The organism is Vibrio sp. 10N.261.51.F12 (assembly GCF_041471725.1).
In the GTDB taxonomy this organism is placed as follows: domain Bacteria; phylum Pseudomonadota; class Gammaproteobacteria; order Enterobacterales; family Vibrionaceae; genus Vibrio.
Genome location: NZ_JBFROV010000049.1, coordinates 42,416 through 67,324, shown reverse-complemented (window position 1 = coordinate 67,324; position 24,909 = coordinate 42,416). Strand labels below are relative to the sequence as shown.

The window sequence follows — 24,909 nt, the reverse complement described above, 5'->3', positions numbered from 1 at the left end:
ATAGCTAATTCACAGCATTTAGCAGCAATTTACTGGTCTAATCTCCCTATCTTTGTCCAAAAACTTGCAACAGAGTGCACGTTTTTACCTGGTACTGAAAAAACTTGATACAAAAAAACCGCCTGACAAGCAGGCGGTTTGTTGTTGGTATGTTGCTGATTTACGCGAGTTCAGCCTTTTCTGCGATAAGCTTATCAACCACGCCTGGATCGGCGAGTGTGGAGGTATCCCCTAGGTTGCTAGTGTCTCCAGTGGCAATTTTTCGTAATATCCGGCGCATAATCTTACCTGAGCGTGTTTTAGGTAATGAATCGGTCCAGTGCAACACGTCGGGTGTCGCGATAGGGCCAATTTCTTTTCTTACCCAATCTTTAACTTGCTTGTGCAGTTCTGCCGAAGGATATTCGCCATCATTCAGTGTGATATACGCGTAAATGGCTTGGCCTTTAATATCGTGAGGAATACCCACAATGGCAGCTTCGGCAATTTTATCGAAAGCAACCAAAGCTGACTCGATTTCTGCAGTCCCCATTCGGTGTCCAGACACATTCAACACATCGTCGACACGACCGGTAATCCAGTAGTAGCCATCCTCATCACGTCGAGCGCCGTCACTTGTAAAATACATGCCTTTAAAGGTTGAGAAGTATGTCTGCTCAAAACGGTCATGATCACCGTAGACTGTGCGCATTTGACCTGGCCATGAATCGAGAATAACCAAGTTACCGTCAGTTGCACCCTCTATAATGTTACCCATGTTATCGACCAATGCGGGTTGAACGCCAAAGAATGGTTTACTCGCCGAGCCCGGTTTTAGGTCTGTTGCGCCAGGTAATGGGGTAATTAAAATGCCACCCGTTTCTGTTTGCCACCATGTGTCTACGATTGGTGATTGCTCATTACCGATGGTCTTGTAATACCACTCCCAAGCTTCGGGGTTAATAGGTTCACCTACCGATCCCATGATTCGTAGGCTATCGCGCTTGGTACCCTTGACCGCTTCATCACCTTTCGCCATGAGGGCTCGAATCGCAGTCGGGGCAGTGTAGAGGATATTAACTTGATGCTTATCCACCACCTCACTCATACGGCTAGTATTGGGATAATTTGGCACGCCTTCAAACAAAATGGTTTTTGCACCATTCGCGAGTGGCCCATAAACCAAATAAGTGTGACCGGTAATCCACCCTACATCGGCAGTACACCAGAAGGTTTCACCCGGTTGATAGTCGAAGACATATTTGAATGTCATTGCCGCGTAGACGAGATAGCCGCCGGTCGTGTGCAGTACGCCTTTTGGTTTACCCGTTGAACCAGAAGTATAAAGAATAAATAGTGGGTCTTCGGCGTTCATCTCTTCTGGAGGGCATACCTCCGACGCGCTAGCAGTAGCTTCATGCCACCAAACGTCACGATGCTCATGCCATGCAACCTCTCCACCCGTGCGTTTTAGAACCATCACTTTAGTGATGTTTTTCACATCTGGGTTGGTGAGTGCTTCGTCTACATTCTTTTTCAAAGGAACGGCGCGTCCCCCTCGAACCCCTTCATCAGCGGTGATGACGACTTTTGCATCCGAATCGATGATTCGACCAGACAGTGCCTCTGGTGAAAATCCACCAAACACCACGGTATGAACAGCGCCAATACGAGTACAAGCTAGCATAGCGACAGCTGCCTCAGGCACCATTGGCATATATAGGCATACCACATCGCCTTTGTTGACACCTTGTGCTTTTAGGGCATTGGAGAACTTACACACTTCTTTGTGGAGTTCATTAAAGGTGAGGCTTTTATCATCGTTAGGGTCGTCGCCTTCCCAAATGATTGCCACATCGTCGCCTTTATCTGCAAGATGACGGTCAATACAGTTTGCCGACACATTGAGCGTGCCGTCTTCAAACCAGCGAATATCGACGTGGCCTGTATCAAAAGAGGTATTTTTTACCTGGGTGAAGGGTTTGATCCAGTCAACGATTTTACCGTGTTCTCCCCAAAATGCTTCAGGGTTACTAACAGATTGCTGATACATGGATAGGTAAGTGTCGTTATCCGCGTGCGTATGCGTTTTAATATTTTCTTTTACCGGATAAACATGAACTTCACTCATCGCTTCTCTCCTTGTGAATTGAGCACTTCCAGACTTGGGCTGAATTACATCTGTTATCAACTCTCGACTATATTGGCTTGAACAGCAATTAGACTTTAGGCGTAGTTGTCATTTTTCATTTAAAATCAATGGCTTGAGTGTCTTGTAAAGTGAGAGGTCAATCGCAAAATCAGTTTTGTAGGGTAAATGGAGGCATTGTGCCCCGCGTGAGCTTCAAATAAACGAGCGCTGCTGCCTTAGCGTCATTCAGGGCGTCATGTTTGTTATAGGCTGGGATCTGTAGATGACGACATATGGCTTCTAAGCTCAGGTCAAAATAACCATTAGGCAGCATGCGCAATAGCTTGTCATTGTAGAGTTGGCTGACTTCAATAAGTGTGTTGGGTAACGGAAACCCTAAGTGCTTTTTTGTCACCCGGTCGAGAATTTTTTTGTCATAACGGATGTGATAGCCAACAAGGGGACGATTGCCAATGAAGTCAATTAGAGAACGAATGGCGTGTTGTTCACTGATGCCGTGTTTTAAATCGTGATGAGTAATGTGGTGTATCTTTATTGATGCTTCATCAAGTGACTGAGGGGCTCGAAGGTGTACCTCAAAAGGTGCGCTAGTGATAACACGGTTATCGATGATTTTTGTTGCCGCAATCGTCACAATCTCTGCCACATTTGGGTCTAGGCTAGTGGTTTCACAATCGAGCGAAACGCATTCGTCTATTGATGGGCGAGCAAATAATGCAGCGTATGGGCTGCCTTTCAGCTTCCTTTGCCACCAAAAGCGAGTGATTGGATTCATCAGTGCTCCCTATCTTTACCGTTAGCGCGTTGCGCCGTTATAAGCGAATTTGGTAGTGGTACCCTAGCCATTGCTTGAACTTTTTAACCACATGCAATCCGTGACGCAATAAATCACGTTCAGGGCGCTCTAACCCATCCAGTTGTATCGCATTGTGTGTATGGTGGTGACGGAGTTGCTGTTGCAGTCGTAACTTAAAGAACTGTTTGAGTGCTTCTGAAAGGTTGTCAGCGGTTGACGTTTCTAACACGCGATGTTTAACGAGTTGGTCAATGCGGTCAAAGGTGTTCGTTGCTTCTAAACCGTATTCCAGGCTGAGAGCCCGTACACCGTGAACAATAGGAAAAATGCCGCCCTGTTTAATATCCAACCCCTCTTTGGATGTTTTTACATTACCAAACAAGGTGAGTGGTACACCAAAGGTAAGAGCGGGGCGGGCAAAGTCAGCAAGAATGAGTTCTTGCCCCTTCATTTGTTTTCTTAGCGAGGCACTAATCGGTGTTAAAAGGTCAAGGTTGCCAGCCACCGCTCGCGCGTCAGCCAATATGGCCAGTTCCATGACGCTATCTGGTGTCGCTTTTGAAATGAGTTGATTAAGGTATGTATGCCACTCACTGATGCTTTTCACCCATTTATTATTGCTGACCATTACCTTACCGGGGCACAAGGGGTATCCAAGGCGAGCCAGTGTGTGGCTCAGTGTCTCCAGTACAGTTTGCTGGGCGGGCCAATCAAGGCCGTCATCTAAGATCAGGGCGTTATCTTGGTCGGTTTTTAGTATCTGCTCTCCACGCCCTTCAGAACCTAGCACGATGAAGCAGCAATGATTCTGTATCGCAGGTGGTAAAACGAGTTCGAACGCTTTTTCAATGATTTGTTCATTGACGGCGGAAATGAGCTCCATCATGAATCGTGTGCGAATGCCGTTACTCATTAAGCTGTCGACTAATTGCTGTTGTTTTGTTGACGCTAGGGCAAGCTCTTCAATGCTATTTGAGCGAGCAATACTGAGTGATAGCACGTGAGAATGAGTTGAAAACGTGCTGAGAATTTGAGTCATGTCGAGCATCCCAACAGGGAGAGCGCCGTCACAAACCATCAGACGCTTAACACGCTGTCGGGTCATGGTCACCATGGCATTAAAGAGAAAGTCTTCTTTTTCTACGTGATGGACAGGAAAAGTGGCGATGTCGCTGATGGGGGTATTACATGGCAAGTGTTCAAGCACCACTGCGTGAAGCATATTGGTGCGGGTGACGATGCCGTAAGGCAGTGCTGAGTGATGTTCATGTCTTCTTGGGTCATCCTTTTTCAATTCGACTAAGGCCGCATCAACACCTTGCGCAAGTAACTGCTGCGTGACATCGGTAATCGTACGATCTGAGTGAATAATTAATGCCGGATGATAAATGTCTTCATCGACTTGAGTAAGAATGAACTCTGCGAGATTTTGCTGTTTTTGAGCATCCTCTACCAGTTGTTGCCTTGTCGCTAGGTTACTATCGAAATACGCTGCAAATTGGCCATTAGCTTGGTATAACGAGAGAAAAACGTCGGTCGGTAATAGGTAGGTTAATGTGTCTTCCAATGCGACATAGTGGTGTTTCACCGGATCGCCAAACTGAGCTCTGACATCAAACATGTCATCATAAGTGTAGTGAGCGTAAATCTCATGGCTATTGTTATCGCGTTCTTCAACCGCGCCTTTAATGAGGATAAATAGGTGAGGGCTGGTTTGGTTGCTTTTAAGTAAAACGTCTTTTTCCCGAAAGTAGGCCACATCTAGAGATGCACGCAATTGAGATTGCTCGCGCTCAGATAACCGATCGAACGGGGGTAATGACATATTAAATTTATCAGGCATCGGCGTTCTCTGTGTTGTCCTACCATGCCTTTAGTCTGACAACTATTTGGCTAACCTCCAGACGACTTTAGTCGAATGTCGTCTCGATATTTGACGCTGTCGTCATGTTGCCATCATAAGGCTACGCAATGTGGCATCGTGGAATTGGAGGTAATTTATTTCTCGTAACAATTCCCTTTTTTGGAAGGTCATGTCATTGCATAATGTGTACGATTGCTCGAAAGACTAGGGCATGTGCGAATTTATCTTTTCTTTTTAGGTTGTTGTTATGTTGAACCCTTCCCCTTTTGCCTGGGTGTCCCAGTATCTTTTTGGTTTCTTCTTTTCTTATGGTGTTTATTTACCGTTTTGGGCGCTATGGTTTGAAGATCAAGGCGTTTCTGCAACAGATGTCGGTATGTTGATGGGATTGGGCTTTGCGACTCGGTGTGTCGCCAATCTATTGATTACACCAAGAATTCATCAGGTTGAGCGGTTACTGCCGGCGCTCCGTTGGGCGACGCTCGCTTGTACAATATTCATTGCATTACATCTTGCCGCTGGGCCAAGTTTTGTGCTGCTTGCCCTGGTTACCGTCTTGTTTAATTTGAGCTTTGGCCCAGTGGTGCCTTTGTCTGACGCAATGGCTAATCACTATGCTAGCCGTGGCATATTGGACTATGGTCGTACTCGTCTTTGGGGATCGATAGCCTTTATCGTTGGTTCCTCGGTTGTCGGGTATTTGGCCTCGCAGTTTGGCGCTAATATGATCGTTTACACGGCGCTGGCAGGGTTTGTGTTGTCCATGCTGCTGGTGATGAGAACACCGGTGACGCCACCAGCGAGCGAAGGATCGCATTCGATGGAGCGGCCAAGCCTAAAAGCCTTGCTTTGTGACCGGAACGTTATTCGTTTTCTCGTGCTGATTGCCCTGATTCAAGGCAGTCATGCTGCGTATTACAGCTTTAGTTCCATTTATTGGAAAGAAGCAGGGCACCCTGAGAGTGTGATCGGTTATCTGTGGAGTCTTGGTGTCGTTTCTGAAGTCATGCTGTTTGCTTTTAGCAAAAAATGGTTTGCTGGCTGGTCACTGCGTACGTTGTTTGTGATCTCATCGATTGGTGTGATTATTCGTTGGAGCTTAACGGCATCAACTATTGCATTGCCTGCGCTCGTCATTATTCAGTTATTGCATGGTGTGACATTTGGCATTGCTCATATTGCCGCTATTCAATATATCCAAAAATCTGAACCCAATAAGATGGTGGCACTACAGTCACTTTATAATGCGATTCCACTTGGTGCTTTTATTGCGTTGATGATGGCCGTAAGTGGTTGGGGTTACGAGCAGTGGGGGGCAAATATTTTTTGGGGAATGGCAGTGATGGGGGTGCTTGCGCTCTTTATTAAAGTCGAGCCGAGTGGTAAACCCACTGAATACATCAAGGATATTTCTCAGCCTGAACCACAGAAATGACGCTAAGCGTTTGAGTTATTGGGTTATAGCCCTTTAAATAATGGCAATGGTTTTAAAATGCGAGTGGCGTTTTAAGTACTGACAGTGTTTAAGGGATATGATCGATGCAAGGATGGATAGTAGTTCCGGTCTCGCTGGCATACCTTGGGGTGTTATTTCTCATCGCATGGTATGGAGATAGGCAAAAAAAATGGTTATCTAAGTGGCGGCCTTGGGTCTATAGCCTCTCGATTGCCGTTTATTGTACCTCCTGGACCTTCTACGGAACGGTAGGGCAAGCGAGTAATAACCCTTGGTCATTCTTGCCGATTTATATTGCCCCTATTTTGGTGTTTACCTTAGGGTGGCGATTGATTGCTCGTCTTGTGTTGATAGCCAAGCGTGAACACATCACCTCCATAGCCGATTTTATCGCGGCTCGATACGGAAAATCTCAAGGCCTAGCGGTGGCGGTGACCCTCATCGCCGTCGCAGGCATCTTGCCTTATATTGCACTACAACTGCGTGGCATCACGATGGGGCTGGATGTTGTTGCGCCGACTTTAGCCACCGACCTTGGTTATCAAGATACTCATATTTCGTGGTTTGTCGTCGGTGCTCTGGCGGTCTTTACCATGCTGTTTGGTACGCGCCATGTCGATAATACAGAGCATCATCGTGGCATGATGATGGCCGTAGCGTTTGAATCTATCGTTAAGCTGTTCGCTTTTTTAGTGGTCGGCTTTTTTATCCTTTATCTTGCTTGGGAAAGACCCGATATTCAGTTGTCTGAGTTGGCGGCGAGTACTTATCAATCCCCCAATATCGCAACGCTGCTGATTCATACCGCTCTGACCATGATGGCTATTATCTGTCTACCAAGGCAATTTCATACTATGGTGGTTGAGAACGAGCGTGCTCAAGATCTTCATACTGCTCGCTGGTTATTCCCTGTGTATCTTATCTTGATGGGGCTATTTGTTTTGCCCATTGCTTGGGTTGGCCAAGGGCTATTAATGGGGGCGTCACCTGATACGTATGTGATCAGTATTCCTAAGTTTGCTGATGCCGACCATATTGCGTTATTGGCCTTTCTTGGTGGTACTTCTGCGGCAAGTGGCATGGTCATTGTATCGACAATTGCGCTGGCAATTATGGTCTCGAATGACTTGGTGATGCCGCTGTTATTACGTCGAATTAAGCTTGCCCATCGTTCTCATCGTCACCTTTCTGGCTTGTTACTGATTATTCGTCGAGCCTTGATTTGTTTGTTGCTGCTTGGAGCGTGGCTGTTTTATCAAGCTCTGGATAGTATTCATTCCCTCTCTGCGATTGGCTTTTTATCTTTCTCGGCAATTACTCAATTTGCCCCAGCGCTTATCGGTGGGTTGTACTGGCGCTTGGGTAATCGTAAAGGCGTGTATGTCGGCTTGTTGGTTGGTTTTACAATTTGGTTGATTACATTAATGGGAGAGACCGGGTTGCTGGCCGGTGATGCACAAAATAACCTGTTGATATGGGTGATTACGCCCCCAGAAATGTTCGCATCGCTCGATATTGCTAACTCGGATTGGGGCATGCTGATCAGCGTGGTTCTTAATGCCATATGTTTTGTTGCCGTGTCATTATCGACACGCGCGAGCCTAACTGAGCGCTTACAGTCCGCATCATTCGTTGGCACCCCCTTGCCTGAGAGTGAGAATATCAGTCTCTATCAAAGCCGCGTTACGGTGGCTGAGCTAGAGATGTTGGCCTCTCGATTTGTCGGTCGCACGCGGGTGCGCAGCGCGTATCGACAATTCTGGCGACAACAGCAACAAGATGGGCTGCCCAATCAACAAGCATCGGCAGAATTAATTCGCCACACGGAGCGAGTGTTGGCAGGGGTATTTGGTGCTTCTTCGGCTAAGCTCGTGCTGACCTCTGCACTGCAGGGGCGAAATATGCAGTTGGAAGAAGTGGCGACCATCGTTGATGAGGCTTCTGAGCTTTACCACTTTAGTCGCGGCTTGTTGCAAGGCGCGATTGAACATATTGGGCAGGGTATTGCGGTGGTGGATAAGCAGCTTAGGCTGGTGGCATGGAATCGTCGCTATCTGGAGTTGTTCACCTTTCCCCCAGGTTTGATTCAGGTGGGGCGACCCATTGCAGATGTGATTCAGCACAATGCAGAGCAAGGGTTATGTGGCCCTGGTGATCCCAATGAGCATGTGCGTCGACGGATCTATCATTTAGAGCAGGGCTCACCCCACACGTCTTCAAGAATTAGAGCCGATGGTAGCGTCATTGAGGTGCAAGGAAACCCAATGCCTGGCGGAGGGTTTGTGATGAGTTTTACCGATATTACCGTCTTTCGAGAGGCTGAAAATGCACTAAGAGATGCGAATGAACGGCTAGAAGTTAGGGTTGTTGAGCGGACAAAAGAGTTAGAAAAACTCAATACACGACTGGTGTTAGCGACACAGAAATCTGAAACGGAATCACATTCTAAAATGCGTTTCCTAGCGGCAGTGAGTCATGATCTAATGCAGCCCCTTAATGCGGCGCGTTTGTTTGCTTCCTCATTGTCGGAGGTGAGTAAAGATAATGAAACTAAAAAGTTATCGTCACACATAGAAAGTGCACTGGGTGCGGCAGAAGAATTAATTGGTGATCTGCTGGATATTTCTCGCTTAGAGTCAGGAAAGCTACAAACCAAAATGCGTGGCTTTGCCTTGTCTGAGGTTTTTGACACATTAGAGGCTGAGTTTAGTGCAATATCGGTCGGGCAAAATATTCGCTTTTCGGTGGTCTCTTCAAGTCTCATTGTACGTTCCGACCCTAAGTTGTTACGTCGGGTATTACAAAACTTTTTGACGAATGCTTTTCGCTATAATCCAGAAGGTAAAGTGGTATTAGGGGCGAGGCGCGTTAATGGGCGTGTCAGGATTGATGTGTGGGATGATGGCATTGGTATTCCTGAAGATAAACAAAAAGAGATTTTTGATGAGTTCTCTCGAGTTGATCAAGCTCGCGCTGATCAAGGTTTAGGTTTAGGTTTGGCGATATCAAGAGGGATCGCTCGTGTGCTTAATCATCAAATATCAATGCAGTCCTGGCAAGACCAAGGAAGTGTTTTTTCAATCACGCTTGATAAGGCGAGCGTGGTTGAATCTATTTTGAAACCTATCCCATCCACCCATAATGAGGCATTGCAGCACCTTAAGATATTGTGTGTTGATAATGAACCAGACATTTTAGTGGGTATGGAGACCCTACTGGCGCGCTGGGGGTGTGACGTCAAAACAGCCTTAGATTTGGTTAGTAGCCTTAAGCATCTAGAAGATGACTGGCAACCTGATGTTATCTTTTCGGATTACCGTTTAGATAATGGTAGGACGGGGTTAGAGGTTCTCCAGCAGTGCCGATTGAGACTTGGCGATTCATTTAAAGGCGTGATCATCAGTGCCGACCGCACGGAAACCATGCTCGAAGGTATCAAATCTAATGGCTTCAGCTTTTTACCCAAACCAGTGAAGCCCCTCAAATTAAGAGCGATGCTGAATCGTCCTTAGTCAGATGAAAGTGATGGGAAGCATAAGTGTCATGATTATGTTATTAAGTTTTCCATCACTTTACCTTATATAACACTTCATTTACCTTGCTTGACAGACTCTTTACAGATGGAGCGTTACGATAGACTCCTCTTCAAACAAGTCAGTTGGAAAGGTGAATATATGAAAAAACTAATCATGGTAGCGTCCATCGCTCTTATGTCTGGAAGTGTATTCGCAGGAAGCGATATCGGTAATACCAAACTTGAAACAGAAAGTTTTCAGAGTAAGCAACAAGCCTATGAAGCTGGTTATCAGTTGGTTGATGAACTCAATGAGATGACCAATGGTGCTTTAGCACACCAATTAAAGTTGAATGGGCACAGTGAAAACATTCAAGATATTGAATTAAAAAACACAGAAATTTCTGTTCAAGAATACGCTGAAAAACAAGGTGTTATTAAATACCGAGCGTCAGTGAACGTAAACTACGAATATGACGCGAAAGATAGTTAAGCTCCGAGAGGTCTTATCTTAGGAATGTGTCGTATTTTTAAGCAAAGAATGCAATCTGCTTATTAAAGAGAAGGGTATGAATAGAACATACTGACTGCTATTCCGCGCTCTATTTTTGAAGTTCAGCTGAACTTCGGTAAGTAAATGTCAAATACACGGGACAGCCCTCAACGTTGTTGGTCGCATAGTTACTAGCGACATGCTTATAGCGATGGCGATTCAGAGAGTGCAATACCGATAAAACAATGAGGTGTCATCATGAAAAAATTAACATTAATCACCGCGTCTTTACTTCTTTCTTCAGCAGCAATGGCGACGACAACATCACTCGTGGGTGATATTGATTTGCACTCCGATGGTTTTAGTTCGAAACAGCAAGCATACGATGCTGGTTTTCAAATTGTAGAAGATCTGAAGGCGATGCCATCAACGGACTTGGTGTACAAGCTTCGAGTGCATGAAGGTGACTTACTTCGAAACAGTGTGAAGGTTGATGATGCACAGATAACGGTTCAAGAATTCGCGGAAAATCGTGGCGAAATTAAGTATCGCGCTGTTGTCGACGTAGAATACTCTTATAAAGAGCGTTCATAGGCTATTTTGGGCTTAATGGCTTAATGGCTTAATGGCTTAATGGCTTAATGGTGAAATAAGAAAGACCGATGTGCAAACATCGGTCTTTTTCGTTGTTAAGCCAACTTTATAGTAACGTTGTTATTGTTTGTCAGTTGATTAATGGTCGTGAGCTTCGCCTGCGCCTTTCGGGTAACGAATAGACTCAACCATTTCTTGTACGTCATTTGGCACTTCAGCGGTAAATTTATTGACCACAATGGATACAACAAAATTTAGACACATACCCAGTGTACCAATCCCTTCAGGGCTGATTCCAAACCACCAGTTTTCAGGTGAGCTTGCTGCTGGGTTAATGAATTTGAAGTAAATGATGTAGCTTGCAGTGAAGGCAATACCCGTCAACATACCGGCAATGGCTCCTTCCTTATTCATCTTCTTGTAGAAAATACCCAAGATGATGGCAGGGAAGAAAGAGGCAGCGGCTAGACCAAAGGCAAAAGCAACCACTTGTGCAACGAACCCAGGAGGGTTTATACCTAAGTACCCCGCCCCGACAATCGCGACCATTGCTGCAATACGAGCGGCGAGTAGCTCTTGCTTATCGGTCATGTTTGGTCTGAAGCCTTTCTTCAGTAAATCATGAGAGATAGAGGTAGAGATGACTAATAATAGACCCGCAGCCGTTGACAGTGCAGCCGCTAGGCCACCCGCTGCAAGCAATGCAACCACCCAGTTAGGTAATTTTGCCAACTCAGGAGAAGCCAGTACGATAATATCGCGGTTGATCTTCATTTCGTTGCGTTCGTCACCCGAGTAGAACATCTTACCGTCGCCGTTCTTATCTTCCCAGCCGACTAGGCCTGTGCTTTCCCAGTTTTGATACCAACTCGGTGCTTCAGCGGCAGGAACCCCTTTCATGTCGGGACCGTTGATGGTCTCAATCATGTTAACGCGAGCAAATGCGGCAACCCCAGGTGCAGTTGTGTACAGCAATGAGATGAACAGAAGTGCCCAACCTGCCGAGATACGAGCATCACGTACACGTGGCACTGTGAAGAAGCGAATGATGACGTGAGGAAGACCGGCAGTACCTACCATTAGAGCGGCACAGATGAAGAACACATCCACCATGCTCTTGTTGCCTTCGGTATAGGCGGTAAACCCGAGCTCTTCAGTTAATCCATCAAGTTTATCAAGTAGATAAACATCCGTTCCGGTAAGTGTGGAGCCCATACCAACCTGTGGAAGTGGGTTACCTGTCATCATGATAGAGGTGAAAATTGCAGGGACAAGGAAAGCGAAAATGAGAACACAGAATTGAGCTACCTGTGTATAAGTGATACCTTTCATGCCACCTAGTACCGCGTAGAAGAACACAATACCCATACCGATAATGATGCCGAGGTTAATGTCGACCTCTAAGAAACGAGAGAATACGACACCAACACCACGCATCTGGCCTGCGACGTAAGTGAACGATACGAAGATCGCACAAAAGACGGCAACCATACGTGCGGTTCTTGAGTAATAACGCTCACCAATAAAATCGGGAACCGTAAATTGTCCAAATTTGCGAAGGTAAGGTGCTAAACATAGCGCAAGAAGTACATAACCTCCGGTCCAACCCATAAGGTAAACCGCGCCGTCGTAACCGACGAAGGAAATAATACCCGCCATTGAAATAAACGATGCTGCCGACATCCAGTCTGCGGCTGTCGCCATGCCGTTAGCGACGGGGTGCACACCACCACCCGCTACGTAAAACTCACTGGTTGAACCCGCACGAGCCCAGATTGCGATGCCGATATACAATGCGAAGGTAATACCGACGAGAATAAACGTCCAAGTTTGAATATCCATGTTCTAGCCTCTAGTCTTCTTGTACGTTGTATTTTTTGTCGAGCGCATTCATGCGAGCAACGTAAATAAATATCAGCGCCACGAAGGTATAAATCGAACCTTGCTGAGCAAACCAAAATCCGAGCTTAAAACCGCCAAATTGAATGGTATTGAGGACATCAACAAATAAAATGCCAGCGCCGTAAGATACGACAAACCAAACCGTGAGCAGTGCACCCATGATTCCCAAGTTTTCTTTCCAGTAGGCTTGCGCATGTTCCGATGATTCGAACGCCATGGCCATCTCCTTATTAAGTGGTGTTAACGTAATGTTACGCTTAATAAGGTAGCAGGGTCTTGACTAGAACTCTGTGCAACTTTAGTCGAGCGCCGAAAGCTATAAATACATTAACTAACAGTGCCTTATGTCTTTGCATGCAAAAAGTGTGATGTTAATTTGCTGTTAAATTAGCCAAAGGTCTAATATTTAACAGTATCAACAAGCGGTGATAGGTCAATTAAGTACACATTAGTACACAAGTGTCTTGTAAATTAACGAAGTTGAACGTGAACAATTATGTTTTAATTGCCGTGTTAGTAATAAGTTACAAGCATTGTGGAGAGGAATGAGTGGACGCAGATTCGATTAATAGCCTTTTTTTAACGGGCGCCGTTCTTGTGGCATTGAGCGTGGTCTTTAGCCAGGTGTCAGCAAAGCTAGGTGTCCCGATTCTCGTCATGTTTTTAGGCATCGGGATGCTGGCTGGAGAAGATGGCCCTGGTGGCATTTATTTTGACGACTATTCAATAACCTACCTAGTAAGCAATCTAGCACTGGCTGTCATTTTGCTGGATGGCGGGATGCGCACCAGAGTTGCTAGTTTTCGCGTTGCTTTTTGGCCGTCGATTACAATGGCAACGCTTGGTGTCGCTTGTACCACAACGCTTACTGGTTTGATGGCGATGTGGTTGTTTGACCTCGAACTCTTACAAGGCATCTTGGTTGGCGCTATTGTGGGGTCAACAGATGCTGCGGCCGTTTTCTCTTTACTGAAAGGGCGTCAACTCAATGAACGTGTTGGTGCGACTCTTGAGATTGAGTCTGGAACCAATGACCCTATGGCTGTATTCCTGACCGTTACATTGATTGCGGTTCTTGGTAGTTCAGGCTCTGACTTGGGGGCAACGTTCCTGGTTAAGAGTTTTCTGATGCAATTTGGTATTGGTATCTTCATCGGTTTGGCTGGTGGTTGGTTGCTTTGGAAGTTGGTTAATCGAACACAGTTGCACGAAGGGTTGTATTCGATATTAGTCATCAGTGGAGGCGTTGCGCTACTTGCGCTCGCAAACCAACTTGGTGGTAGCGGTATTCTGTCGATTTATCTGGTGGGGTTATTACTGGGCAATAAACCGACTCGTTCTCGTCATTCCATATTGAGTGTATTGGATGGCATGACTTGGCTTAGCCAAATCGTGATGTTTTTGGTACTCGGTTTATTGGTGACCCCATCCAGCCTGATTGAAATTATGCTCCCTGGCTTTGCATTAGCGTTTGGTATGATCTTTTTTGCAAGGCCAATCTCCGTCTGGTTAGGCTTGTCTCTGTTTAAGAGTTTTGGTGCTCGTGAGAAATGGTTTATCTCATGGATTGGGCTAAGAGGCGCGGTGCCTATTATCCTCGCGGTGTACCCTATGATGGCGGGGCTTCCTAATGCCCAATTGTATTTCAACATTGCGTTCTTTGTGGTGTTGGTTTCGTTGGTGGTACAAGGCGGCACGTTAATGAAGGCCGCAGCCTTAGCTAAGGTTGAATTACCACCTAAACCTGAGCCTATGTCTCGCTCCGGTGTCGAAATATTTCCGACCAGTGAGTGGGAACTGTTTATTTATAAACTGAAACTGGAAAAGTGGTGTGTAGGTGAACCATTACGTAAATTAAAGATGCCGAAAGGTACTCGTATCGCGGCACTATTTAGAGATAACCAGCTCCTACATCCATCAGGAAGTACGGTATTACGAGCGGACGATACGCTGTGTGTTTTGGCTCAAGATAAAGACTTAGACGCGTTAAGTGCCTTGTTTAGTGACGCGCCAGAAGATGAAAGTTTGGCACGATTCTTTGGTGACTTCTTTTTGGATGCTACTGCTAGGTTATCCGATGTATCGACTTTTTATGGCCTAGACTTTGATGATGTTGATGAAGATATGACATTGAAAAGCCTAGTGGAAAAAGAGCTCGGCGCTCAACCCGTGTTAGGTGACAGTTTTGAATGGCATGGATTGCAGTGGGTGGTGGCGGCAATTGAAGAGAATAGCGTCACTAAATTAGGACTTTGTTTGCCTGAAACATTGGACGAGTCATGATTATATTGTGCGTTAGGGTGTGATTGTCGAAAACGATTTATGAATAACTCGATAACCCTTGCAGGGCTATCGAGTTTATTTATTCACTAGCGTCATTAAGTAAAATAACCGCCTGAGTTCGATTTTTTACCCCTAACTTTCTAAATATGGCGGTCATATGGGCCTTGATCGTCGCCTCAGAAACATTCAAATCATAAGCAATTTGCTTGTTGAGTAGGCCATCTGACAGCATGCCAAGAACCTTGTATTGTTGAGGGGTGAGGGTCGCGATTTTTTCCGCCAGATCGCTATAAGCTGAGTCATCGGAAAGCAACTCAACCGGAAAGTAAGGTTCCCCTTCAAGGACTTGGTTTAAGGCACCAATTAGTGCCTTCATATCACTTGATTTTGGAATGAAACCAAAGGCCCCATGTATCTTCACCTGAGAGACGATACTGGCTTCTTCACTTGCAGAAATGACCACAATCGGAATGTCTGGGTGATCCGCTCTAAGTTGAATTAAACCGGACATACCGTTTGCTCCGGGCATCTTCAGATCGAGCAATATCAGATCGGGTTCTTCACTTTTCTCGAGCAAGCTGAGTAAAGAGGAGAGGGAATCGGCTTCCAATAAATTGGCACCACTTATCGCCATGTGCACCGATTGAAATAGTGCATTTCTAAACAGTGGATGATCGTCAGCGATAATGATGGTGTACGTCGGTTCCATGTTATCTCGATATTTTACAAAAATGTTAACACTATTATTGATGCTCTTGAGATAGCAAACAATTAACTCAATGCAAAACTCTGATGCGAATCGAATTTTTTATTGAGTTAGTTGGCTTTTTCTCAGGTGTTGTAAGAAATCCTCGGCCGGAACAAAGCCTGTCAGTCGGGCGCTGGGTTGAGCTTGCCCTTGAGAATCCCAAAATTCAATGGTTGGAAGCCCTAGTACATTCATTGCTTTTAGTAATTCAATGTCCTGTGGTTGATTTTTAGTGACGTCGGCTTGCAGTAAGACAAACCCTTTTAATACAGGCTCAACCGATGGGTCATGGAAGGTGTATTTTTCAAACTCTTTGCAAGCGACGCACCAGTCAGCGTAGAAATCGAGCATGACAGGCTTACCAACCAGTTTGGCTTGCTCAAGAGCTTGATTTAGTTCTGCTACGTTACTTACTCGAGTAAATGAAACTTGTGCTTCTGAGCGAGTATGCAAAGACTCTCCAAACCAATACTGTAAGGCGGGTTGCGCAGAGGCAAAAAGGCCAAGTATGGCCACAATGCCGACAAAGCTTTGCTTCCACCCCCCGAAAGTGAGGGTGTTTTTCTGATGATACAACCAGCCAAACGCAGCAATACCTAACCCAGACCAAAGTGCTGTGCTCCAAAGCTCAGGCAAAATACGCTCGAGTAAGAAAATAGGCGCCGCAAGTAGGACAAATCCAAAGAGGGTTTTGACTCGATCCATCCATGCACCTGCTTTAGGAAGCAGTTTATTGCCAAATACAGCCGCCGCGATCAGTGGGATCCCCATGCCTAAGGCTAACGCATACAAGGTAATGCCACCGGTTAAGAGGTCACCACTTTGTGCGACATAAAGTAATGCCCCAGAGAGTGGCGCAGTCGTACATGGCGAACAAACAAGGCCAGAAATAGCGCCCATCAAAAAGACACCGACGAGGTTGCCTCCTTGTTGTTGATTGCTGATACCGTTTAACCAAGTTTGAGCTCTGGACGGTAACTGTATGGTGTACAAGCCGAACATGGATAATGCCAGTGCGACAAAGAGAATGCTGAGCCCTATTAATACATATGGGTGTTGCATCGCCGCTTGAAATTGCATGCCAGCAGAGGCAACAATAAGCCCAAGTAAGGTATAGGTTAAGGCCATGCCTTGAACGTAAACAAAAGAAAGTCCAAGCGCTTGCTTTTGTGTACGCTTACCCCCCCCTAATACAATACTGGTGAGGATAGGGTACATGGGTAACACGCAAGGGGTAAACGCAAGACCAATACCTAGTAACAAGAAGAGCGCCGGGGCCCACCATACTTGAGCGAGCTTATCGGTGAGGTTATTGCTTGATGACGTTGTGGTATCAATCGTTGTTGAGCTTGTTGTGATTGGCCTTTGTGGGGCAACGGCAGAGGCATCGAAGTTAAATGGCTCTATCGTAATGGTTCTAGTTTCGGGTGGGTAGCAAAAGCCAGCTTTCGCACAGCCTTGATACTGAACAATCAGTTGTCCCCCTTGCTGATATTTCTCTAGTGGGACCTGGATGAAGAGCGGTTCAGTATAGATGTTTACTTTGCCAAAGAATTCGTCTTCGTATGGCGTACCATCCTCCATTTCAAGAGCGCCTATGGTGACGTTATCGCCACTGATACTGATCCTATCTTGATACAAATAATAGTCATCTTTGACTTGCCAATCGATGAACATCCGTTGCCCTTGTTGGTAGTAATTGAACGGAAATGCTTGATCAACTGGAACAAAGCTATTGGGGGCTTGAGGTGAAAATACCGCACCTGAGTCTTGTTCGAATTGAGCAAGGCTTGGCCATGATATGGCGACAAGAGAAAGTAGGATGAGCTTATAAAGTATTCGTATCATAAGGAAATATTGGCAAGTTCATGTCTAGGGTTATCAAGAGTTATCTTAACCTAAGACAGGCAGATAGGAAGTTTTGTTTCAAATGAAGGATAAAAAAAGAGCTACGTATAACGCAGCCCTGATGTTTTTAAGAACCAACGGGTCTTTGCTTAGCCGATGAGCAATCCACCAAAAGCAAAACCAAGCGCGACAGCCGTGCTGATCGTTGCGACGCCAGGTAAGAAGAACGGATGATTGAAGACATACTGGCCAATACGTGTCGAACCCGTGTCATCCATTTCTACTGCCGCGAGTAGTGTTGGATAGGTAGGTAATACAAACAGTGCGCTAACAGCAGCAAAAGAAGCGACGGCTGTAAGTGGGGCGACACCAATCGCGAGAGCTGCCGGCATAAGCGCGACGGTTGTGGCACCTTGAGAGTATAGGAGCATCGACGCGAAGAATAATACTAACGCGAGCATCCATGGGTAGTCTTGCAGTAATGCGCCCGCAAAGTCTTTAATTTCATCCACATGAGCATTAACAAAAGTGGAGCCTAACCATGCGACACCGAGCACGCAGACACAAGCGGTCATACCTGAACGGAAGGTCGCTGCCGCGGGAATCTGTGATGCATCAATCTTGGTAAACAGTGTAATGGCACCAGCGGCGGCAAGCATGACCGTCATGATGGCTTCATTGCGTCCCAATGCTGGATTCTCGATGAGGCCGACAGAGCTTGAGATCGCAGCGGCATAGCAGACGACAAAAGCAATGGCGGCTAAGAAGATATAAGTGGCGGTTTTTGCCGTCGGTAATATTTCACGCTTTTGAGTGGTGTTCAGCTTGATAAGACCTTGAGCAAGACGTTCTTGATAGACGGGATCATCTTTGAGTTCACTGCCCATAAAGTTGGCAACAAAAGCGCCAACCATACAAGCGATAAAGGTGGTTGGAATACAAACCGCAAGCAGGGTCAAATAATCGACGCCCATTGGTGCAAGCATGGCAGCGAAGGCAACGACTGCAGCAGAGATTGGCGAAGCGGTAATAGCAATTTGAGAAGCAACAACTGCAATCGAAAGCGGTCGAGACGGACGAACGCCTTGGCCTTTGGCTACTTCTGCAATCACAGGAAGTGTTGAGAATGCCGTATGACCGGTACCGGCAAGTAGCGTCATGACAAACGTGACGATAGGGGCATAAAAAGTAATTCGTTCAGGGTGTTTGCGTAAAAAGTTTTCTGCGATTTGTACTAACCAATCCATACCGCCAGCGACCTGCATTGCGGCAATCGCGGTAATAACCGACATGATGATTAAGATGACATCGACAGGAATATAAGATTGGCTGGTAGGAACCCCTAACACGAGGGACAAAGCAATAACACCTGCGCCCCCTGCTAAACCGATACCAATACCGCCGATACGTGCGCCCAAATAAATGAACAGCAGTACCACGGCCAGTTCTAGAGCAATCATAGCAAATCCTCTTATTGTGGTTCGTTGATCCAATCTACAGCTTAGATTGAATAAGAACGTTTATGTTGTGTTAAGTCAGTGTTATCGAGATTGATGTGTTCGTAATGACCAGCAAAAAGGCCCCCTATTAGGGAGCCTTGAGTGCGGATTATTCGTAGCGCTTGGCTTTATACTGAGGTTTCATGAGATTGTCTACCGAGAAAATGTCATCAAGTTCTTCTTCCGATAACAGACCGCGCTCAAGAACTACTTCTTTAACGCTCTTGCCGGTTTCTGCGCAGATTTTTCCAACGATATCACCCTCGTGATGACCGATGTATGGATTGAGGTAAGTGACGATGCCAATCGAGTTGTAAACATAGCGCTCACAGACTTCTTTATTGACAGTAATACCATCCACACACTTATCGCGCAGATTTACGCAGGCATTTTTGAGGATCTCTAGTGATTCAAACATGCTTTGTGCAATTACGGGCTCCATAACATTCAGCTGTAACTGTCCGCCTTCGGCAGCAAAGGAAATGGTCGTGTCGTTCCCCAACACTTTGAAGCACACTTGGTTAACCACTTCTGGAACCACTGGGTTAACTTTTGCGGGCATGATTGAAGAGCCAGCTTGTAACTCAGGTAGATTGAGTTCATTGAGTCCTGAACGAGGGCCAGAAGACAACAACCGTAGGTCATTACAAATCTTAGACAGCTTGACTGCTAGGCGCTTTAACGCACTGTGTGTCATGACGTAAGCGCCGCAATCTGACGTCGCTTCAATCAAATCTTCGGCAGGTACACATTCGAGTCCCGTAACCGCTGAAAGGTGTTTTACTGCTAACTCTTGGTAACCTGGAGCGGCATTCAAGCCGGTACCGATAGCGGTAGCGCCTAGATTCACCTCTAGTAAAAGCTTAGAGGTATAGTCAAGGTTACGGATCTCTTCGTTAAGCGTGACAGCCCATGCATGGAACTCTTGCCCAACGGTCATTGGCACAGCATCTTGCAGTTGAGTGCGGCCCATCTTTAGAATGGTGGAGAACTCTTGGCTTTTGGCTTCAAATGCCCCTTTTAGGTATTCGATCGAGTCCATGAGCTTATGGACACTGTTGTAAACCGCGATACGAAAACCGGTAGGGTAAGCACAGTTAGTGGATTGGCTCTTGTTAACATGGTCATTTGGGTTGATGAACTCATACTGGCCTTTTTCCTTGCCCATAAGTTCTAGCGCAACATTGGCAATGACTTCATTGGTATTCATATTCACTGACGTGCCAGCGCCACCTTGAAATACGTCTGATGGGAATTGGTCCATGCATTTCCCAGTTTCAAGAATGACATCGCAGGCTTGAATGAGGTACTGAGCGACATCTTTAGGTAAGACACCTAACTCACGGTTTGCTAACGTTGCTGCTTTCTTCGTCATCACCATGCCACGAACAAAATCAGGCACATCAGAAATGGTGGCATTCGAGATATTAAAGTTTTCAATGGCACGCAACGTATGGATACCATAGTAAGCATCCGCAGGGACGTGACGCTGACCTAATAGATCTTCTTCGAGGCGAGTGGCTTTAGCCGCTGTGTTTGGAGCGAGGGTAGAAGTAGCCATACATGGATCCTTAGATAATAGTTCTGCTTAAATTACAGTGTCTTTGCCATATCTGTTTTTAAGAATCCATTCGCCAGAATAATTGGCTGATTTTTACGTCCTGATTTATAGGAAACATATTACTCAAAGTGGCATATAAAAATAGTAGCTGGATCACCTTTTTAACCGAATTTTTGCAGAAACATCATCAATTCATGTGGGATGAGATGAGTATCAAGTTATTGGCTTTCGAGGCACAAAATACATACTTTGTAATACTCTTTTGTGTTTGCACTCCTTCATTACGACTGAATTATTTGTGGTTTGCTTCTATGTGCGCGTAAACTGACAATAAACTAAGGAGGACACTGTGTTCCCGATATTATTATTACTCTTTATTTGTGTGCCGATTATTGAAATTGGTTTGTTTATTCAAGTGGGTGGCTTTTTAGGGCTTTGGCCTACGATAGGGCTCGTTCTAATTACTGCATTTGTCGGTGCGACTCTTGTGCGCAGCCAAGGGCTACAAACCTTAATGTCGGTGCAAAATCGCCTACAACAAGGGGAGATGCCTGCGCAACAGATCGTCGAGGGTGTCATGCTTGCGGTCTCAGGGGTATTGCTACTGACGCCAGGGTTTATGACCGACGCAATGGGCATGGTCGTGTTGATACCAGGACCTAGAGCTATGATTGCGAAATATCTTATGAGTAAAGTAGCGGTTAACACCATGCAGAGCGGCTTTCATCAAGGTGGCGGTCCACAAGGTGGTTTTTATTCGAATGACCCTTTTCAGCGAGGTCCTTTTGATGGCTCACGCCAAGAAAAAGATGACAATACGTTTGAAGGCGAATTTGAACGAAAGGATGATAACGATAGAAACAAGTTGAACTAGCCATTTATGTTATCTCGTTTCAAATTGACTCGACGACGTTGGAATAGCGTATTGATGGCGGCCATTATTCTCTTTATGGGAGTGATGGCGGCACCAGCATTGATCAAGCAGTATTTGATATTGCCTCACGATGACACACCGCCGGGCATGATTTTGAACCCAAGCTACTCAGTGATTGAGATAAACGCTGCGGGTCTGCAGCTTTATATCAATGACAAATCTAGCGTATTGGGGGATGAGCAATGGCGAAGCATTCCCGAGCGCTTTGACCGTCAAGCGTCGCAACTGGTGGCTAACTGGCAAGCGATTCACGGCACCATTGTCGATGAGTCCACACTCCAGCAATTGAAACCTGCACTGGAGAGCCCTGTAACCATTGAGGTATGGTATCAAGAGGTTGAAGAGCCTCAACGTATCACGGCCTATCGATTTGATCAGTTCTGGTTAATGAAAACCTATAATCAAGAGTGGGTTGCGGTGAGTTTTGATGAACAAGAACTGTTGCCACTCTACGTGACGAAATAAAACTGAGGAACATCATGCCTGAGTTACCAGAAGTTGAAGTATCCCGCCTTGGCATTAGCCCGCATTTACTTGACCAAACCATCCAGAAAATTGTCATTCGCCAGCGTCAGTTACGCTGGTTGATCCCTGAGGAAATTCATCAGTTACATGGTGAAAAAATCCTGACGATTCGTCGTCGAGCTAAATACTTATTGATTGATACCGCTAAAGGGACGGCCATTATTCACTTAGGGATGTCTGGCAGCTTGCGAGTATTGGATACGCCCCCTGAGGCTGAAAAGCATGATCACGTTGATTTGGTGTTAAGTAGTGGCAAGGTGATGCGTTACAACGACCCTCGTCGCTTTGGTGCTTGGTTGTGGTGTGGGCCCGGTGAATCACATGAGCTTTTAGACAACTGCGGACCAGAGCCATTAACCGATGATTTTTCTGTCGAATGGATGATGACTCGAGCGAAGAATAAGCGTGTCGCGGTGAAAACATTTATTATGACCAATGCTAATGTTGTCGGCGTCGGGAATATTTATGCCAGCGAATCCTTATTTATTGCGGGCGTTCATCCGTTAACGCCGACTCATCGCTTGAAAAAATCCGATTGGATTCGCCTCGTTGCTGAGATTAAAACCGTATTGGCTCAGGCTATTGCCCAAGGTGGTACAACACTAAAAGACTTTTCTCAGACGGATGGCAAGCCGGGTTACTTTGCGCAAGAGTTGCTTGTCTATGGACGTGGTGGCCAACCGTGTAAACAATGTGGCCGTGTGATTCAAGAACTAAAGATTGGGCAGCGAAATACGTTCTTTTGTGAGCAATGCCAAAAATAGCAACGATGGCATAGATTCTCGCCTTAACTCAAGAACCGATGTAAATATAAAAAGGGCTTACCGATATGGTAAGCCCTTTTTTGATATTAAATGCAGACTACTGATAGATTCTTGAGCCGTCGCGCTGTGTCTCTAATAGATATAAGTTCCACATGTATTGCTCAGGTCTTTCTCGGAGTAAATCCTCAATGGCTTTGTTCATTGCTCTCGCATCGGATTCTTCATCACCGGTCGGAAAATCTTCAATGGCAGGCAGAATGTGCACTTCATACTGGCTTGTTTTGTCGTTGTAAGCAGGTAATACAGGGATTACTTTTGCTCGTGACAATCGAGACATCTTACCAAAACCTTTTAGTGTGGCTTTTTCCGTGGCGAAGAAGGGCACAAAGACGGAGTTTTGTGGGCCATGATCTTCATCTGGTAACCAATAGCCGATGTAGCCATCTTTTATTGAGCGAACGAAAGGTTTGACGCCAGCACTACGAGCAAAAATCCGGCCGCCATATTGCATCCGCTGAACATGCATGAGCCAATCTCCAATGGGATTGTTCTGAGGCTTCATGATGGTGGTCACTTTATGCCCTTGCGCGGCGAGCATCACGGCAGGGTAATCGACAGCCCAAGCGTGTGGCGCGAGAATGATAACATTCTCTCCTGCTTCGATTAGCGGTAAAAGGTTTTCTTCACCAATCATGACGCCGCGTTTCTGGTTGTGCTTGGTCGAGCGAACTAAGAACTCAGAGTAACCCAACAGATATTGAGCGGCCTTGGCAAAGGTCTCTTCCACGATATCTTGGATTGCTTGTGGCGATTTTTCAGGAAAGCACTTTTCTAGGTTGATTCGAGCACGGCGAACCACGCGGCCATTTTTCTTGACGATGAATGTAGAAAGGTAACGAGCAAAACGATCGCGAGGCTTTGCAGGAATAAACGCTAAGAACACCGCCAATAAGATGCCTAACCAAGTCCCCCAGTGTTTCGGATGCAAAAACGACCATTGAAAACGAGGATTGTAGAGATGCTTCTCAGTGTTATTTTGGTTGCTCATAGCATCCCTATTGGTAGCGAGAGTTAGTGAATGCCTTGTCAGGCAGAGACTTAAAACGTTTGTGCATCCATAGCCATTGCTCAGGTGCTCGTAAAATAATCTCTTCAACGTAATGGTTCATATAAGCGGCGGCTGCGATATCATCTTTTCTTGGGTACTGTTCTTCAATCGATTGACCTGCAATGATTTCATATTTCCCATCAGCATTCCTAAAACCCGAACCAGGTACAATGGCGCAGTTACTAGTTTGGGCTAAGATGCTGGTGCCAGTCGTCGTGCAGGTTTCTTGTACTGCAAAGAAGGGCACAAAGACGGATTTGTTATGACCATAATCTTGGTCTGGTAAATAGAAAAGGCGATGGCCTTGGCGCATAATTTTAATCATTTTTTTAAGGTCGGTACGGTAAATGAGTTTGTTGCCATTGCGTGTGCGTCCACGATACTGGATAAATTCATAAGCAGGACTACTATGTGGTCGGTATGCGCCATAACCTGGCAGTCCTAATACAGCAAAAGCTCTTGCGGTGATTTCTAAATTCAAAGCGTGAACACAGCATAGCAGCACACCTTTGTTGTCGGCATCATGTTGTTTAAGTGCGCTGATATCTTTCACTTGAATTAATCGTTTAAAGCGCCATGTTGGCCAAAACCAAGTAATGCCCGTTTCAATCAACGCCATGCCGGAGTTCTTGAAATTTTCTTCGATAAAGGCATCAACATCGTCGGCCGATTTCTCTGGGAATGCCAATTCAAGATTTCGACGAGCCACATCAGCCCGCTTGCTGCCAAACCGCATTCCAAATTTACCAATGCCTCGACCAAGCTTAAACAATAATGCGTAAGGCAGAAGATTAACAATCAGTGCAAGTAGTCCAAAGCCGATCCAAACACCCCAGTGTTTTGGATGCAGTAAGGAAAACGTAAAGTCAGGTTTCTTATCTATTTTCAT

General features: G+C 45.8%; 19 protein-coding genes. 8 read left to right on the top strand and 11 right to left on the bottom strand.

Going from position 1 to position 24,909, the window contains the following annotated elements; genetic code table 11:
• Positions 1 to 160: 160 nt before the first annotated feature.
• From acs to AB4405_RS22865, 3 genes are all read right to left on the bottom strand, one after another.
• Complete coding sequence (gene acs, locus AB4405_RS22875) at positions 161 to 2,110, bottom strand: acetate--CoA ligase (protein ID WP_102468220.1); 1,950 nt, start codon at positions 2,108 to 2,110, stop codon at positions 161 to 163.
• Positions 2,111 to 2,279: 169 nt separating this feature from the next.
• Positions 2,280 to 2,906, bottom strand: coding sequence for a 3'-5' exonuclease (locus AB4405_RS22870; protein WP_372062941.1), 627 nt, complete (start codon positions 2,904 to 2,906; stop codon positions 2,280 to 2,282).
• Between the two features lie 37 nt (positions 2,907 to 2,943).
• The gene (locus AB4405_RS22865) at positions 2,944 to 4,770 is read right to left on the bottom strand and encodes a putative nucleotidyltransferase substrate binding domain-containing protein (protein WP_372062940.1); all 1,827 of its coding nucleotides are present in this window, start codon (positions 4,768 to 4,770) and stop codon (positions 2,944 to 2,946) included.
• Positions 4,771 to 5,038: 268 nt separating this feature from the next.
• Here AB4405_RS22865 and AB4405_RS22860 point away from each other — a divergent pair, with 268 nt between their 5' ends.
• The 4 genes from AB4405_RS22860 to AB4405_RS22845 all read left to right on the top strand — a co-directional run bounded on the left by AB4405_RS22860 (position 5,039) and on the right by AB4405_RS22845 (position 10,848).
• Positions 5,039 to 6,226: a 3-phenylpropionate MFS transporter gene (locus AB4405_RS22860; RefSeq protein WP_372062939.1), complete on the top strand. Its 1,188-nt coding sequence runs from the start codon at positions 5,039 to 5,041 to the stop codon at positions 6,224 to 6,226.
• Positions 6,227 to 6,330: 104 nt separating this feature from the next.
• Positions 6,331 to 9,759, top strand: coding sequence for a PAS-domain containing protein (locus AB4405_RS22855; RefSeq protein ID WP_372062938.1), 3,429 nt, complete (start codon positions 6,331 to 6,333; stop codon positions 9,757 to 9,759).
• Between the two features lie 162 nt (positions 9,760 to 9,921).
• Positions 9,922 to 10,254, top strand: a complete 333-nt coding sequence (locus AB4405_RS22850; protein ID WP_372062937.1) for a DUF3316 domain-containing protein — start codon at positions 9,922 to 9,924, stop codon at positions 10,252 to 10,254.
• 258 nt (positions 10,255 to 10,512) lie between these two features.
• On the top strand, positions 10,513 to 10,848 hold the full coding sequence (locus AB4405_RS22845; protein ID WP_102468226.1) for a DUF3316 domain-containing protein: 336 nt from the start codon (positions 10,513 to 10,515) through the stop codon (positions 10,846 to 10,848).
• A 138-nt stretch (positions 10,849 to 10,986) separates the two neighbouring features.
• On the opposite strand, the gene AB4405_RS22840 is transcribed toward AB4405_RS22845, so the two are convergent.
• Both AB4405_RS22840 and AB4405_RS22835 read right to left on the bottom strand, forming a co-directional pair.
• On the bottom strand, positions 10,987 to 12,690 hold the full coding sequence (locus tag AB4405_RS22840) for a sodium:solute symporter family protein (RefSeq protein ID WP_102471187.1): 1,704 nt from the start codon (positions 12,688 to 12,690) through the stop codon (positions 10,987 to 10,989).
• Positions 12,691 to 12,700: 10 nt separating this feature from the next.
• Positions 12,701 to 12,967: a DUF4212 domain-containing protein gene (locus AB4405_RS22835; protein ID WP_372062936.1), complete on the bottom strand. Its 267-nt coding sequence runs from the start codon at positions 12,965 to 12,967 to the stop codon at positions 12,701 to 12,703.
• 332 nt (positions 12,968 to 13,299) lie between these two features.
• Between AB4405_RS22835 and AB4405_RS22830 the strand changes: the two genes are divergently transcribed.
• Positions 13,300 to 15,033 carry a potassium/proton antiporter gene (locus AB4405_RS22830; protein ID WP_372062935.1) on the top strand — a complete coding sequence of 578 codons (1,734 nt, stop codon included), beginning with the start codon at positions 13,300 to 13,302 and terminating at the stop codon, positions 15,031 to 15,033.
• 79 nt (positions 15,034 to 15,112) lie between these two features.
• On the opposite strand, the gene AB4405_RS22825 is transcribed toward AB4405_RS22830, so the two are convergent.
• The 4 genes from AB4405_RS22825 to aspA all read right to left on the bottom strand — a co-directional run bounded on the left by AB4405_RS22825 (position 15,113) and on the right by aspA (position 20,689).
• Positions 15,113 to 15,742, bottom strand: coding sequence for a response regulator transcription factor (locus tag AB4405_RS22825; protein ID WP_102471184.1), 630 nt, complete (start codon positions 15,740 to 15,742; stop codon positions 15,113 to 15,115).
• A gap of 99 nt (positions 15,743 to 15,841) precedes the next feature.
• Positions 15,842 to 17,626 (bottom strand): protein-disulfide reductase DsbD, encoded by a 1,785-nt coding sequence (locus AB4405_RS22820; protein ID WP_372062963.1) that lies wholly within the window; start codon positions 17,624 to 17,626, stop codon positions 15,842 to 15,844.
• Between the two features lie 152 nt (positions 17,627 to 17,778).
• Entirely contained in the window at positions 17,779 to 19,089 is a 1,311-nt protein-coding gene (locus AB4405_RS22815; protein ID WP_372062934.1) for an anaerobic C4-dicarboxylate transporter, read from the bottom strand.
• A gap of 148 nt (positions 19,090 to 19,237) precedes the next feature.
• The gene (gene aspA / locus AB4405_RS22810) at positions 19,238 to 20,689 is read right to left on the bottom strand and encodes an aspartate ammonia-lyase (protein WP_372062933.1); all 1,452 of its coding nucleotides are present in this window, start codon (positions 20,687 to 20,689) and stop codon (positions 19,238 to 19,240) included.
• 349 nt (positions 20,690 to 21,038) lie between these two features.
• Between aspA and AB4405_RS22805 the strand changes: the two genes are divergently transcribed.
• Genes AB4405_RS22805 through mutM form a run of 3 tightly spaced genes read left to right on the top strand, consistent with a single transcriptional unit; the run spans position 21,039 to position 22,912 of the window.
• Complete coding sequence (locus AB4405_RS22805; protein ID WP_372062932.1) at positions 21,039 to 21,563, top strand: FxsA family protein; 525 nt, start codon at positions 21,039 to 21,041, stop codon at positions 21,561 to 21,563.
• A 6-nt stretch (positions 21,564 to 21,569) separates the two neighbouring features.
• Complete coding sequence (locus tag AB4405_RS22800) at positions 21,570 to 22,088, top strand: hypothetical protein (RefSeq protein WP_372062931.1); 519 nt, start codon at positions 21,570 to 21,572, stop codon at positions 22,086 to 22,088.
• Positions 22,089 to 22,102: 14 nt separating this feature from the next.
• Positions 22,103 to 22,912: a bifunctional DNA-formamidopyrimidine glycosylase/DNA-(apurinic or apyrimidinic site) lyase gene (mutM, locus tag AB4405_RS22795; RefSeq protein ID WP_372062930.1), complete on the top strand. Its 810-nt coding sequence runs from the start codon at positions 22,103 to 22,105 to the stop codon at positions 22,910 to 22,912.
• Between the two features lie 97 nt (positions 22,913 to 23,009).
• Here the strand turns inward: mutM and lpxM are convergent, their stop codons facing one another.
• Together lpxM and lpxL are read right to left on the bottom strand one after the other, a co-directional pair.
• Positions 23,010 to 23,960 carry a lauroyl-Kdo(2)-lipid IV(A) myristoyltransferase gene (lpxM, locus tag AB4405_RS22790; RefSeq protein WP_102471177.1) on the bottom strand — a complete coding sequence of 317 codons (951 nt, stop codon included), beginning with the start codon at positions 23,958 to 23,960 and terminating at the stop codon, positions 23,010 to 23,012.
• A gap of 7 nt (positions 23,961 to 23,967) precedes the next feature.
• Positions 23,968 to 24,909: an LpxL/LpxP family Kdo(2)-lipid IV(A) lauroyl/palmitoleoyl acyltransferase gene (gene lpxL / locus AB4405_RS22785; protein WP_372062929.1), complete on the bottom strand. Its 942-nt coding sequence runs from the start codon at positions 24,907 to 24,909 to the stop codon at positions 23,968 to 23,970.

Excerpts from the sequence above, each read along its gene's own strand:
- acs (WP_102468220.1), bottom strand. The coding sequence starts at position 2,110 with ATGAGTGAAGTTCATGTTTATCCGGTAAAAGAAAATATTAAAACGCAT.
- AB4405_RS22870 (WP_372062941.1), bottom strand. The coding sequence starts at position 2,906 with ATGAATCCAATCACTCGCTTTTGGTGGCAAAGGAAGCTGAAAGGCAGC.
- AB4405_RS22865 (WP_372062940.1), bottom strand. The coding sequence starts at position 4,770 with ATGCCTGATAAATTTAATATGTCATTACCCCCGTTCGATCGGTTATCT.
- AB4405_RS22860 (WP_372062939.1), top strand. The coding sequence starts at position 5,039 with ATGTTGAACCCTTCCCCTTTTGCCTGGGTGTCCCAGTATCTTTTTGGT.
- AB4405_RS22855 (WP_372062938.1), top strand. The coding sequence starts at position 6,331 with ATGCAAGGATGGATAGTAGTTCCGGTCTCGCTGGCATACCTTGGGGTG.
- AB4405_RS22850 (WP_372062937.1), top strand. The coding sequence starts at position 9,922 with ATGAAAAAACTAATCATGGTAGCGTCCATCGCTCTTATGTCTGGAAGT.
- AB4405_RS22845 (WP_102468226.1), top strand. The coding sequence starts at position 10,513 with ATGAAAAAATTAACATTAATCACCGCGTCTTTACTTCTTTCTTCAGCA.
- AB4405_RS22840 (WP_102471187.1), bottom strand. The coding sequence starts at position 12,690 with ATGGATATTCAAACTTGGACGTTTATTCTCGTCGGTATTACCTTCGCA.
- AB4405_RS22835 (WP_372062936.1), bottom strand. The coding sequence starts at position 12,967 with ATGGCGTTCGAATCATCGGAACATGCGCAAGCCTACTGGAAAGAAAAC.
- AB4405_RS22825 (WP_102471184.1), bottom strand. The coding sequence starts at position 15,742 with ATGGAACCGACGTACACCATCATTATCGCTGACGATCATCCACTGTTT.
- AB4405_RS22815 (WP_372062934.1), bottom strand. The coding sequence starts at position 19,089 with ATGATTGCTCTAGAACTGGCCGTGGTACTGCTGTTCATTTATTTGGGC.
- aspA (WP_372062933.1), bottom strand. The coding sequence starts at position 20,689 with ATGGCTACTTCTACCCTCGCTCCAAACACAGCGGCTAAAGCCACTCGC.
- AB4405_RS22800 (WP_372062931.1), top strand. The coding sequence starts at position 21,570 with ATGTTATCTCGTTTCAAATTGACTCGACGACGTTGGAATAGCGTATTG.
- mutM (WP_372062930.1), top strand. The coding sequence starts at position 22,103 with ATGCCTGAGTTACCAGAAGTTGAAGTATCCCGCCTTGGCATTAGCCCG.
- lpxM (WP_102471177.1), bottom strand. The coding sequence starts at position 23,960 with ATGAGCAACCAAAATAACACTGAGAAGCATCTCTACAATCCTCGTTTT.
- lpxL (WP_372062929.1), bottom strand. The coding sequence starts at position 24,909 with ATGAAAATAGATAAGAAACCTGACTTTACGTTTTCCTTACTGCATCCA.